Below are 12,370 nucleotides of genomic sequence, written 5' to 3' on the forward strand. Positions count from 1 at the left end.
CCCCGCCGAAACCGTCGCGAACCCGCCGGCGAACCCGGTCACGCGCCTTTCGTCGTGCCCCAGTTGCCGCCGTGCGCGGCCGCCTGCGCGGCCGGCGAGCGCGCCAGATACGCGAGCGCCTGCTCGGTCGAGCCTTCGTGGTGCGGCGTATAGCCCGGCCTGAAATAGCGCAGCGCCGCGCCGATCACTTTCCAGAACGAAGGCAGGTGCCCGCGCCGCGAACCCTTCCACCACGCGAGCACGAAACCGGGATAGCGGCCCACGGCCGGATCGCGCCGGTACATGAACTTCGCGCCGCTCGTGATGAAGTAGAGCAGCAGCACGATCACGAACGCCATGTGCAGGCAGCGCTCCGGGTAGTTGCCGCCCATGTGGTTGTAGATGTCGAACGCGACGGTCCGGTGCTCGACTTCCTCCGCGCCGTGCCAGCGCAGCAGGTCGACCATCGTCGGGTCGGCACGGCCTTCGTCGAGCCCGTGCGCGTTGAGCACCCAGTTGCCCAGATAACCGAAGAAATGCTCGAGCGACGCGATCACCGCGAGTTGCTGCCGCAGCCAGAAGCGCGTATGGCCGATCTTCAGCCCGAACGGCGCTTCGCCCAGCACGCGCGTGAACAGCCAGTTCAGCTTCTGCGTGAACGGCTTCGTGTCGATCCCGTGCCGGTCGTAATAATGCCTGAGCACGCCGCCGTGCGAGCGCGAATGCACCGCTTCCTGGCGCAGGAAGCCTTCGGCTTCGTCGCGCAGGCGCGCATCGGTGATGTGCGGCAGCGCCTTGTTGTACACGCGGCAGAACCACAGCTCGCCTTCCGGGAACAGCAGGTTCAGCGTGTTGATGATGTGCGTGCTGCCCGGGTCGTTCGGCACCCAGGTGATCGGCGTGTCGCTGAAGTCGAACTTCACGTGCCGGGCCTTGATCTTGTGATAGTCGGCGGTAGCGGTCATCTGTGTCTCCGTTCCTGTGCGGCGCGCTGCGCCGTCAATGCGATGCCATGCTGATGCGGGCGAGCATCCGGCCGAGCCACGGCATGAAGCGGCCGACGAAGCGCAGCGCGTGCGCCTCGGTGCCCACCGCCACGACCGGCCGGTTGCGCAGCACGCCGTCGACCATCGCCTGCGCGACGGTTTCCGGCTTCAGGCCGCGCATCTGGTACAGCTTCGTCGCGCGCTTGCGCAGCCGCGCTTCGTCCTGTGCGTTGGCGCCCGCGTATTGCGTCGACGCCATGATTCCGGTTTCCGCGAAGCCCGGGCACACGGCCGTCACGCCGATGCCTTTTTCCGCGAGTTCCGCGCGCATGCATTCGCTGAGCATCAGCACGGCGGCCTTCGTCGTCGCGTACGCGGGCAGGTCGCGCGACGGCCCGAACGCGGCGGCCGACGCGGTGTTGACGATGTGGCCGCCCGCGCCGCGCGCGGCCATCTGCTGCGCGAACAGCCGCGAGCCGTGGATCACGCCCCACAGGTTCACGTGCAGGATGCGCTCCCAGTGCCGCTCGCTCGTGTCGAGGATGCCGCCGGCCATGCCGATGCCCGCGTTGTTGATCACGATGTCCGCGCCGCCGAGTTCGCTGCCGACCCATGCCGCGAGCGATTCCATCTCCTCGGCGGCGCCGACGTCCACGCGTTTCGCGTATGCCTGCGCGCCGGTCAGCCCGAGCAGCAGCGCGGTGCGCTCGGCGCTCGCGAGATCGATGTCGCACGCGACGACGGTCGCGCCTTCGCGGGCGAACGCGAGCGCCGCGCAGCGGCCGATGCCGCTGCCCGCGCCGGTGACGACCGCGACCTTGCCGCTGAACCGGCCGCTGGTCGCGCGGCGGCGTGCGTTCGCGAGCGCGGGCGGTTCCTCGCCCGATTCGACCGCGTCGATCAGCTGCTCGGCGAGGCCCGCGAAGCGCGCGGGATCGGCGAGCGGCAGCCAGTGGCCGGCCGCGACTTCACGGCGGTAGTACTGCGGCACCCAGCGCGACAGGTTCTCGGACAGCGCCGGGCTCACGTATTTGTCGCCGAGCGGCACGATCGTCTGCACCGGTGCATGTGCGTAGCGCTCGCGCGGCGCGAACAGGCAGCGGATGAAGTTCGCGCGATAGAGGCGCACGCCGCGCGCGCCGTCGTCGGCCTGCGTCGGGCGCGGCGTGGCAGGCGTCTTCTCGACCCGGCGCAACAGGCCCGGCCACGCGCGGCCGAGCCACAGTCGCCAGCCGAGTTCAGGGACGAACGGCAGGTGGAACAGGTACACGTACCACGAGCGCACGAGCTGGCCGCCGAGTTTGCCGAGCGATGCGGGCGTCGGGTGCAGCACGCGTTCGCGCAGCCAGAAGCCGACGTGGTCGAGGCACGGCCCTGAGCACGACGTGTACGACACGATGCGGCCCGCAAGCCGCGGATCGGTGACGAACTCCCAGCCCTGGATCGAACCCCAGTCGTGCGCGATCAGGTGCACCGCGCGGCCGGGGCAGAGCGCGTCGATCACCGCGACGAAGTCGTCGGTCAGCTTCGCGAGGTGATAGTCGGCCGTGCGCTTCGGCACGCCGGACAGGCCCGCGCCGCGCACGTCGTAGGCGATCACGTAGTGCCTGCGCGCGAGCAGCGGCGCGACCTGCTGCCAGACGCTGCTGTCGTCGGGGTAGCCGTGCACGAGCACGACCGGCGAGCGGGCCGGGTCGCCCCAGGTTCGCACCGCGAGCGTCAGGTCGCCGGAGGCGACGGCCGTTTCGCTGTGGACCGATTCGAACAGGGCCAGCGGCGCTTCGTCGGAAAGAGGCTGCATCGTGAGTCCGTCGTTCAGGGATTCGGGAGGAAGGCGCAATGCGTGCGTGTCAGGCGGCGGCCTGCACGGTCGCGACGGCCGGCGCGCGTTCGGCCTGGCGGCGCTGCCAGCGGCGCACGTGCGGCAGGTCGTCGTCGAGCCAGTACGCGTCGTCGTCGGTGATCACCAGCAGCTCCTCGAATTTCGCGCCGACGCCGGCGAAGCCGAGATGCGGCTCCACGGCCCACAGGCCCGGCACGGGCGCATGCTCGGAGCGGCGGTCGATCGACCACAGCGGCGACCAGCCCTGCTGCTTCGCCGCGCGGCCCTGGTCGAGCAGCAGGTTGCGCGTCGCGTTCAGCCCGAAGCGCGCGACGAAGCGCGGCTTCGACAGCTTGTGGATCTTCGCGACGCGATGCGCGAGCACCTTGAACGGATAGGCCTTGTGGCGCGGCTCGACGCCCTGGCGACGGCACAGCGCGTCGACCGCCTGCGCGACCTCGGCCATCGGGCGGCGCGCCTTCACGAGCTGCACGATCAGGTCGCGATGGTCCATCAGGTCGTCCTGCAGCTGTTCGAGGATCGGGTTGTGGCCGAGGCAGTGCGCGTAGCCGACGTCCGCGACGATCCCGTCGAGCACGGGCGCGACGTCGAGGATCACCGGCATGTCGGTTTCGAGCTGGCGGTTGCTCGGGAAGAACGCGAGGTTGAAGCCGCCCATGTGCTTCAGGCCCGAGAAGCCCTGGAACGCGGTGCGGTCGCCGAACCACGCGAACGGCTTGTGCAGCCAGTCGTGCACGCCGTTGTCCTGCAGCCATTCGGTCAGCAGGCGCGCGGCTTCCTTCTCGGTGATGCCGGGGTAGAGCATCGCGCCGACGGTCTCGACGCAGCGGTACGCAAGCTGCTGGACCGCGCGGAATTGCGGCAGCTCGTCGAGGTGGACTTCCGGCAGCGGATGGTGGGCGGTCATGATGCGTCTCCATGTGTCGGCCCGCGTTTGCGCGTCGGCGCGACGCGGGTCCGGTGCAAGGCTGGGGCGCTGAACCGGAATGCATCCGCCGGTGATCCGGCGGCGGGTTATTCAGTCAGCATTTAATGTGTCATTGATCGATGTAAAGATCATAGCGGGTTCGACGTGGCGCGGAGGTGAGGATTTCTCCTAATGAAGGCCGAAATGGAGGGGAAGCTCTAGGTTTGCGGCGGTCGGGGCGGATGGCCGTCGCTGCGCACGCATCCCGAGCGGGGCAGCCGGCCGGGGAGCGCCACGCGAGGCCGCGGCGCGGGCCTGGCATGTCGCGCTGGATCAACTCCCTGTCGTGTCGCGGCGCGACGCTGTCAAATTGCCGAAATAATTTCGTCACATCATTCGCCCCCGATTCGAAGCCTTCGCGGCTTCGCGGGGCCGGTGTGCCGCGCGTCGCGCGGGGGCAGCGACCGAAGCCGATTCGACCTTCCTGTGGAGACAGACCATGCAACGCCGCAAGTTCATGAACACCCTGGCCGCGGCGACCGCTGCGACGCCGCTGATGCTCAAGGCCGGCATGGCCGGCGCGAAGAGCGCGACCGCGCCGGACGCGCTGGACCCGGGCCGCTGGTCGCCGTTCAACGCCGCGCGCCTGCAGGCGGTGCTCGACCAGCACGGCGTCGCGAGCGCGCGCTACGACGGGAAGCGCCGCCCGTATGCGGTGTTCGACTGGGACAACACGTGCATCATGAACGACTGCGAAGAAGCGTTGCTGATGTACCAGATCAACCATCTGCAGTACAAGCTGACGCCGGACGAGTTCGTCGGCGTGATGTGGAAGGACGTGCCGAAGGGCGCGTTCATGAAGGACTATACGACCGTCGACGGCAAGCCGGTGACGATGGAGGATCTCGCCGCCGACGTCGAGTCCGACTACCGCTGGCTCTACGCGAACTACAAGGGTTTCGGCGGCGACAAGAGCCTCGACGAGATTCGCGAGACCGACCAGTTCAAGGATTTTCGCGCGAAGCTGTACTTCATGTACGACGCGATCTGCGATACGCATCCGCTCGAAGTCGGCTACAAGTGGATCATCTATTTCTACAAGAACATGACGACCGCCGAGCTGCAGGCGATGGCGGAAGCGTCGAACAACTACGGGATCGGCGACGCGCTGCGCAAGGTCCGCTACGAAAGCCCGAAAGCGCTGCCGGGCAAGGCCGGCGTGGTGGCCGACACGCATTTCCACGGCATCCGCATTCACGAGGAAATCCGCGCGGTGATGCATACGCTGCGTGCGAACGGCATCGACGTGTACGTGAGCACCGCGTCGCTCGACGATGTCGTGCGCGTATTCGCCGGCAATCCGAACTATGGTTACGGCGTGCCGCCCGAGAACGTGATCGGCCTGCGTCTCGACATGCAGGACGGCAAGTACACGAGCACCTATCCGGCCGGCTGGCATTTCAACTGGGGGCCCGGCAAGACGGTGGGCATCCGCAACGTCCTCGCGTCGAAGAAGGGTTACGGCCCGCTGCTGGTGTTCGGCGACAGCGACGGCGACGCATGGATGCTGCGCGACTTCAAGGACACCGCGGCTGGCGTGATCGTGAACCGGATGAAGAAGGGCGAGATCGGCGCGGACAGCAAGCTCGCGGCGGAGCAGATCGGCAAGCCGGACGCGCGCTTCCTGCTGCAGGGGCGCGACGAGCACACGGGGCTGATGATCCCGGACGAGAAGTCGATCAAGTACGGCAAGACCGACCGCAAGCTGCTGGCCTGACGCGGGCCGGGCGCGGGTCGGGCAACCGGCAACCGGCAACCGGCAACCGGCAACCGGCAACCGGCTACCGGCTACCGGCCGCCGCGGCCCCGCGCCCGAGCGTTGGCGTCGGCATCGGCATCGGCATCGGCCGCGGCGTCGTGCATGCCGGCGCCCGCGCGTCTCACGACTCGCGCGGCGGCCTCAATCGCTCCAGCAACGCCCCCAGCAGATCCACCGGCAGCGGAAACACGATCGTCGAATTCTTGTCCGCCGCGATCGTCGTCAGTGTCTGCAGGTAGCGCAGCTGCATCGCCTGCGGCTGAAGTGCGAGCCGCTGCGCGGCCTGCAGCAGCTTTTCCGACGCCTGCAGTTCGCCTTCCGCATGGATCACCTTCGCGCGCCGCTCGCGTTCGGCCTCGGCCTGCCGCGCGATCGCGCGGATCATCGTCTCGTTCAGGTCGACGTGCTTGATCTCGACCGTCGACACCTTGATGCCCCACGCATCGGTCTGCGCGTCGAGCGTCTTCTGGATGTCGGCATTCAACTGCTCGCGTTCGGCGAGCAACGCGTCGAGCTCGTGCTTGCCGAGCACCGCGCGCAGCGTCGTCTGCGCGAGCTGGCTCGTCGCCTCGAAGAAGCGCGCGACCTGGATCACGGCCTTCTCCGGATCGACGACGCGGAAATACACGACCGCATTGACCTTCACCGACACGTTGTCGCGCGTGATCACGTCCTGCGCGGGCACGTCGAACACGACGGTGCGCAGGTCGATCCGCACGACCTGCTGGACGATCGGGATGATCAGCACGAGCCCCGGCCCCTTCACCTTCCAGAACCGGCCGAGCATGAAGACGACGCCGCGCTCGTACTCGCGGAAGATGCGGATCGACGATGCGACGAGCACCACGATGAAGACGATCAGGACGCTGCTGAAGCCAAACGTGTAGCCCATCATGACGGTGCTCCCTGGTGTTGTTGTTCGTGTACCGGCACGTCGTAGAGCGGCGCGACGGTGAGCGTCAGCCCGTGGCGGCCGGTCACGCGCACGCGGCAACCGGCGGCCAGCGGCGTGCTGCTCGCGACGCGCCAGCGCTCGCCGTGCACGCGCGCCCAGCCCGCCGCCGACGGTGCGGCGCCGGCCGCGCCCTGCGGCTGGTCGGCGTGCAGGCCGTCGTCGAGCACTTCGCCGATGCTGCCGACCATCGCCTCGGCGCCCGTCACCACCGGCCGCCGCCGCGCGCGCAGCGCGACGCTCGATACGACGGCGACGAGCAGCCCGCCACCGGCCGCGAGGCCCACGATCACCGGCCACGGAATGCCGTAGCCGGGCACGTCGGTATCGATCAGCATCAGCGCGCCGATCGTGAAGGCGACGATCCCGCCGAAACCGAGCACGCCGAAGGTCGGCAGGAACGCCTCGGCGACGAGGCAGCCGAGCCCGAGCAGCACGAGCCCGAGGCCCGCATAGCTGACCGGCAGCAACTGCATCGCGAACAGCCCGATCAGCAGGCAGATGGTGCCGGCGACGCCCGGCAGCACGAAGCCGGGATTCGCGAACTCGAAGAACAGCCCGTAGATGCCGATCGTCAGCAGGATCAGCGCGACGTTCGGATCGGTGATGATCGACAGGAAGCGGCTGCGCCAGTCGGGCGCCAGCACGACGAGCGGCGCATGCGCGGTCGCGAGGTGCAGCGTGCCGGCGGTCGTCGTCACGGTGCGGCCGTCGAGCTGGCGCGCGAGGTCGGCCGGGTCCTGCGCGACCAGGTCGACGACATGCTGCGCGCGCGCCTCCGTTGCCGACAGGCTCAACGCCTCGCGCACCGCGCGCTCGGCCCACGCGGCATTGCGTCCGCGCAACTGCGCGAGGCCGCGGATGTACGCGGCGGCATCCTGGGTCGCCTTGCGGATCTCGGTCGACTGCGTGTCGTTCGGCAACTCGGCCGGTGTCGCGGATGCGCCGGACGCGCCCGATGCGCCGGCCGGCGACGGCTTCGTCGCACCTGGCGCCCCAGGCGCTCCCGGCGCTCCCGGCGCGCCGCCGCCGATGCCGAACTGCACCGGCGATGCCGCGCCGAGATTGGTGCCGGGCGCCATCGCGGCAATGTGGCTCGCGTAGACGATATAGGTACCGGCGCTCGCGGCCCGTGCGCCACCCGGCGCGACGAACGCGGCGACCGGCACCGGCGAGCCGAGGATCGCCTTGATGATCAGCCGCATCGACGTGTCGAGCCCGCCGGGCGTATCGAGTTGCAGGATCGCGAGCGGCGCGTGCTCGCGCGCCGCGCGGTCGAGCGAGCGGACGATGAAGTCGGCGCTGGCCGGCCCGATCGCGCCGTTGACCGGAATCACGACGACAGGCGGCGCGGCGACGGGCTGGGTAGCGGGGGGCGGCGCGGCAACCGCCGCGCACACGACGAGCAGCGCCGCGAACAGCGCGGCGCGCGCGACCCGCGCGGACAGCGGGTGACGGGGGCGGGCGCCGGGCGATGCAGGTGCCGGCGGCGGCCCATGACGGTGAATGTGCATCGGGGCGTCCGGGCGGCGCGCGGCCGCACGCCGTCCGGCTCGCGGAAAGGGCGTTGGCCCGATATTTGAAGATTAGGCGGTTTCGGCGGAAAGCGCGAAGGCGGTGCCGCCGGCCGCGCACTCAGCCAGTGCCGCCGCCCCGCGCGAGCGCTTCTTCCCGGTACTCGGCCGGGCTGCGCCCGCTCCATTTGCGAAACGCGCGGTAGAACGCGCTCGGTTCCGCGAAACCGGCGGCGGCCGCGACGTCGGCGATGGTTCGCGCCGGATCGGCCAGCGCCTCGAACGCGAGGTCGCGCCGCAGCGTGTCCTTGATCGACTGGTACGCGTGGCCTTCCTGGTGCAGCTTGCGGCGCAGCGTCGCTTCGGCCACATGCAGCCGCGCGGCCATCCCGCCGGCGCCGGGCCACGCGGCGGGCGGCATCCCGCGCAGCACCGTGCGCACGCGCTGCGCGAGCGCGTTCGGGTTGCGGTACTTGACGATGAAGCTGGCCGGCGCGTTGCGCAGGAAGGTCTTCAGCGTCTTCGCGTTCTGCACGACCGGCAGCGTCGCGAATTCGGGATCGAAATCGACATACGAATCGGGCTGGTTGAAGCGCATGTCGTCGCACAGCATCGACGGGTATTCGTGGTCGGCCGGCGGCGTGTCGCAGCGGAAGCTCGCGTGCAGCACCGGGATGCGTCGCCCGATCAGCCAGCAGGTGAGCCCGTACACGATGATGAAATAGGTCGCGTACGTAAACATCGCGGGCGCCGCGGCGCTGTTGCGGTGCACGAAGCGCAGCCGCACGCGCTGCGGGTTCGCGTCGAGCTCCGCGTGCAGGTCGTCGAGCACGCAGTGCATGAAATTCACCGCGCGCGCCATCGCGTGCAGCCCGTCCTGCGCGGATAGCGCGGCCTGGCTCATCGCAATGAAGCTGCCGCTGCGCATCGGGTGGCGATCCTGCCCGAAAAACTCGTCGTCGAGCGCGCGCGCAATCGCGTTCCACAGCGCGCCGTATTGCTGCGCCGACACCCGCGCGCGCGGCTGCGCGAGCAGCGCGGGCGCGATGCCGGCCTGCGCGAGCAGCGGCTCGGCCGCGACGCCGCGCCGGGTGGCGAGCGCGACGCTGTAGGCGACGAGGCTGATCGCGACGGTTCCCTTCTCTTCCTGCTTCATCGAAGCCGCCGGTATGGCAAAAACGCTCAGTGTAAATGAGCGGCGCGAGCATCGAACAGTCGCGCGCGCTTGCCTACACTTGTTGCATCGAAACGAAAGGTCGGTCGCGGTACGCGGCCGCGGGAGACAGCAGCGCCATGGACGAGCTTTACACCGAAGACCAGCGGATGATCCGCGACGCCGCGCGCGCTTTTGCCACCGAGGTGCTGGCACCGAACGCCGCGCAGTGGGACCACGACGCGCACTTGCCCGACGCCGTCGTCGCGCAGCTCGGCGAACTCGGCCTGCTCGGGATGATCGTGCCGCAGGAGCTGGGCGGCGCGTATACGGATTACGTCGCCTATGCGCTGGCGATGGAAGAGATCGCGGCGGGCGACGCCGCCTGCGCGACGATGATGAGCGTGCACAACTCGGTCGGCTGCGGGCCGATCCTCGGCTTCGGCACGCCCGCGCAGAAGGATCGCTGGCTGGCCGAGATGGCGGCGGGCCGCATCATCGGCGCGTTCTGCCTGACCGAGCCGCAGGCCGGCTCGGAGGCGCACAACCTGCGCACGCGGGCGGAGCTGCGCGACGGCAAGTGGGTGCTGAACGGCGCGAAGCAGTTCGTGACCAACGGCCAGCGCGCCGGCGTAGCGATCGTTTTTGCCATGACCGATCCGGAAGCCGGCAAGCGCGGCATTTCCGCGTTCCTGGTGCCGACCGACACGCCGGGCTTCATCGTCGGCAAGCCGGAGAAGAAGATGGGCATCCGCGCATCCGATACGTGCCCGATCACGTTCGAGAACTGCGCGATTCCGGAAGAGAACCTGCTCGGCAATCGCGGCGAAGGGCTGAAGATCGCGCTGTCGAACCTGGAAGGCGGGCGCATCGGCATCGCCGCGCAGGCGCTCGGCATCGCGCGCGCCGCATTCGACAAGGCGCGCCGCTATGCGGGCGAGCGCGTGCAGTTCGGCAAGCCGCTCGCCGAGCACCAGGCGATCCAGCAGAAGCTCGCCGACATGGCCACCCAGATCAACGCGGCGCGCCTGCTCGTGCATCACGCGGCGAAGCTGCGCACGGCCGGTCTGCCGTGCCTGTCGGAAGCATCGCAGGCGAAGCTGTTCGCGTCCGAGATGGCCGAGCGCGTGTGCTCGGACGCGATCCAGATCCACGGCGGCTACGGCTACCTCGTCGATTACGAAGTCGAGCGTCACTATCGCGACGCGCGCATCACGCAGATTTACGAAGGCACCAGCGAAGTGCAGCGGATGGTGATCGCGCGACAGCTTTGAGTCGCGACGCGCGCTCCATCGACAACCACGCAAACAACCAGACATACAGGCAGGCAAACAGGCAGGGCACGAGGGCAGCGCGGCAAACGCGGCACGCAACGACGTGACCGTGCGCCGCGCGATACGGAACCGGGCATGCGCTGCAGCGCGTGCCCGGTTGACCGCTGGGCATGGAGACTGGAGACGACACGATGACGGTACAGGCATTCCTGGACGCACGCGACTTTCTGCTGCGCCATCGCACCGACTACGAAACCGCTTACCGCGATTTCGAATGGCCGGTGCTCGATGCGTTCAACTGGGCGCTCGACTACTTCGACCCGATGGCGCGCGGCAACGACAAGCCCGCGCTGTGGATCGTCGACGCGGCAACCGGCACGGGTGACCCGTATTCGTTCGCGCAGATGTCCGAGCGCTCGTCGCGGATCGCGAACTGGCTGCGCGGCATCGGCGTCGTGCGCGGCGACCGGATCCTGCTGATGCTGCCGAACCGTGTCGAGCTGTGGGACGCGATGCTCGCCGCGATGAAGCTCGGCGCGATCGTGCTGCCCGCGACCACGCAGCTGTCGGCCGACGACGTGCGCGATCGCGTGCAGATCGGCGGCGCGAAATACGCGATCGTCGACGAGAACGAAACCGCGAAGTTCGAACAGGCCGATCTCAGCCTTAAGCAGAAGATCGTCGCCGGCGCGCCGCGCGCGGGCTGGCTCGCGATGAACGACGGCTATGCGGCGAGCGCCGCGTTCGAGCCGGACGCCGTCACGCACGCGAGCGATCCGATGCTGCTGTACTTCACGTCGGGCACGACGTCGAAGCCGAAGCTCGTCGAGCATACGCATCGCACCTATCCGGTCGGGCACCTGTCGACGATGTACTGGGTCGGCCTGCAGCCGGGCGACATCCACTGGAACATCAGCTCGCCGGGCTGGGCGAAGCATGCATGGAGCTGCTTCTTCGCGCCGTGGAATGCGCAGGCGTGCGTGTTCGCGTTCAACTACGCGCGCTTCGAGCCGAAGGTCGTGCTCGATGCGCTCGTCAAATACCAGGTGACCACGCTGTGCGCGCCGCCGACCGTGTGGCGCATGCTCGTGCAGCAGCCGCTCGCGTCGTTCGACGTGAAGCTGCGCGAGATCGTCGGCGCGGGCGAGCCGCTCAATCCCGAGATCATCGAGCGCGTGAAGAAGGCGTGGGGCATCACGATTCGCGACGGCTACGGCCAGACCGAGACGACCTGCCTGATCGGCAACACGCCGGGCCAGCCGGTCGTCGCGGGCTCGATGGGGCGGCCGCTGCCCGGCTACCGGATCGCGCTGCTCGACCCGGACGGCGCGCCGGTGACCGAAGGCGAGGTCGCGCTGCCGATCGGCGCCGGCGTGACGCGCCCGGTCGGCCTGATGACCGGCTATGCGAACAATCCCGACGCGACTGCCCACGCGATGCGCGACGGCCATTACCGCACGTCGGACATCGCGATGCGCGGCGACGACGGCTACTACGTGTACATCGGCCGCGCGGACGACGTGTTCAAGTCGTCCGACTACCGGCTGAGCCCGTTCGAACTGGAAAGCGTGCTGATCGAGCATCCGGCGATCGCGGAAGCGGCCGTCGTGCCGAGCCCGGACCCGCTGCGGCTGTCGGTGCCGAAGACTTTCATCACGCTGCGCCAGGGCTACGAGGAGAGCCCCGCGCTCGCGCTGGAGATCTTCCGCTTCTCGCGCGAGAAGCTCGCGCCGTACAAGCGCATTCGCCGCCTGCAGTTCGCGGAGCTGCCGAAGACCATCTCGGGGAAGATCCGCCGCGTCGAGCTGCGCCGCCGCGAGATCGAGCGCGGCGACGATGCGACCACGCGGATGCCCGGCGAATACTGGGAAGAAGATTTCGCCGCCGAACTGAAATGACCGGCCGCGGGCCGCGCGCGCCGCGTTTTGCCGTGCGTCGCCCGT

9 protein-coding genes are annotated in these 12,370 nt (G+C 69.1%); 3 read left to right on the top strand and 6 right to left on the bottom strand.

The window, feature by feature from the left end; all coding sequences use genetic code 11:
- Positions 1–38: 38 nt before the first annotated feature.
- The 3 genes from DID98_RS29140 to DID98_RS29150 are packed head-to-tail and all read right to left on the bottom strand — an operon-like array spanning position 39 to position 3,715.
- Positions 39–944: a metal-dependent hydrolase gene (locus DID98_RS29140; protein ID WP_124523281.1), complete on the bottom strand. Its 906-nt coding sequence runs from the start codon at positions 942–944 to the stop codon at positions 39–41.
- Positions 945–978: 34 nt separating this feature from the next.
- Positions 979–2,766, bottom strand: a complete 1,788-nt coding sequence (locus DID98_RS29145) for an SDR family oxidoreductase (protein WP_124523280.1) — start codon at positions 2,764–2,766, stop codon at positions 979–981.
- A gap of 49 nt (positions 2,767–2,815) precedes the next feature.
- Positions 2,816–3,715, bottom strand: coding sequence for a M24 family metallopeptidase (locus DID98_RS29150; protein WP_044846879.1), 900 nt, complete (start codon positions 3,713–3,715; stop codon positions 2,816–2,818).
- Between the two features lie 499 nt (positions 3,716–4,214).
- Here DID98_RS29150 and DID98_RS29155 point away from each other — a divergent pair, with 499 nt between their 5' ends.
- On the top strand, positions 4,215–5,492 hold the full coding sequence (locus DID98_RS29155; protein WP_044846880.1) for a haloacid dehalogenase-like hydrolase: 1,278 nt from the start codon (positions 4,215–4,217) through the stop codon (positions 5,490–5,492).
- 163 nt (positions 5,493–5,655) lie between these two features.
- Here the strand turns inward: DID98_RS29155 and DID98_RS29160 are convergent, their stop codons facing one another.
- From DID98_RS29160 to DID98_RS29170, 3 genes are all read right to left on the bottom strand, one after another.
- Entirely contained in the window at positions 5,656–6,429 is a 774-nt protein-coding gene (locus DID98_RS29160) for a slipin family protein (RefSeq protein ID WP_124523279.1), read from the bottom strand.
- A complete protein-coding gene (locus DID98_RS29165; RefSeq protein WP_124523277.1) occupies positions 6,426–8,000 on the bottom strand; it encodes a nodulation protein NfeD in 1,575 nt (524 codons plus the stop codon). Before DID98_RS29165 ends, DID98_RS29160 begins: the two co-directional genes overlap by 4 nt.
- A gap of 121 nt (positions 8,001–8,121) precedes the next feature.
- Complete coding sequence (locus DID98_RS29170; RefSeq protein ID WP_124523275.1) at positions 8,122–9,156, bottom strand: AraC family transcriptional regulator; 1,035 nt, start codon at positions 9,154–9,156, stop codon at positions 8,122–8,124.
- 137 nt (positions 9,157–9,293) lie between these two features.
- Here DID98_RS29170 and DID98_RS29175 point away from each other — a divergent pair, with 137 nt between their 5' ends.
- Positions 9,294–10,427: an acyl-CoA dehydrogenase family protein gene (locus DID98_RS29175; protein WP_044846910.1), complete on the top strand. Its 1,134-nt coding sequence runs from the start codon at positions 9,294–9,296 to the stop codon at positions 10,425–10,427.
- 191 nt (positions 10,428–10,618) lie between these two features.
- A complete protein-coding gene (locus tag DID98_RS29180; protein WP_124523273.1) occupies positions 10,619–12,325 on the top strand; it encodes an AMP-binding protein in 1,707 nt (568 codons plus the stop codon).
- Positions 12,326–12,370: the final 45 nt, after the last annotated feature.

The organism is Burkholderia sp. Bp8984, from assembly GCF_003853755.1.
GTDB lineage: Bacteria > Pseudomonadota > Gammaproteobacteria > Burkholderiales > Burkholderiaceae > Burkholderia.

Excerpts from the sequence above, each read along its gene's own strand:
- DID98_RS29140 (WP_124523281.1), bottom strand. The coding sequence starts at position 944 with ATGACCGCTACCGCCGACTATCACAAGATCAAGGCCCGGCACGTGAAG.
- DID98_RS29145 (WP_124523280.1), bottom strand. The coding sequence starts at position 2,766 with ATGCAGCCTCTTTCCGACGAAGCGCCGCTGGCCCTGTTCGAATCGGTC.
- DID98_RS29150 (WP_044846879.1), bottom strand. The coding sequence starts at position 3,715 with ATGACCGCCCACCATCCGCTGCCGGAAGTCCACCTCGACGAGCTGCCG.
- DID98_RS29155 (WP_044846880.1), top strand. The coding sequence starts at position 4,215 with ATGCAACGCCGCAAGTTCATGAACACCCTGGCCGCGGCGACCGCTGCG.
- DID98_RS29160 (WP_124523279.1), bottom strand. The coding sequence starts at position 6,429 with ATGATGGGCTACACGTTTGGCTTCAGCAGCGTCCTGATCGTCTTCATC.
- DID98_RS29165 (WP_124523277.1), bottom strand. The coding sequence starts at position 8,000 with ATGCACATTCACCGTCATGGGCCGCCGCCGGCACCTGCATCGCCCGGC.
- DID98_RS29170 (WP_124523275.1), bottom strand. The coding sequence starts at position 9,156 with ATGAAGCAGGAAGAGAAGGGAACCGTCGCGATCAGCCTCGTCGCCTAC.
- DID98_RS29175 (WP_044846910.1), top strand. The coding sequence starts at position 9,294 with ATGGACGAGCTTTACACCGAAGACCAGCGGATGATCCGCGACGCCGCG.
- DID98_RS29180 (WP_124523273.1), top strand. The coding sequence starts at position 10,619 with ATGACGGTACAGGCATTCCTGGACGCACGCGACTTTCTGCTGCGCCAT.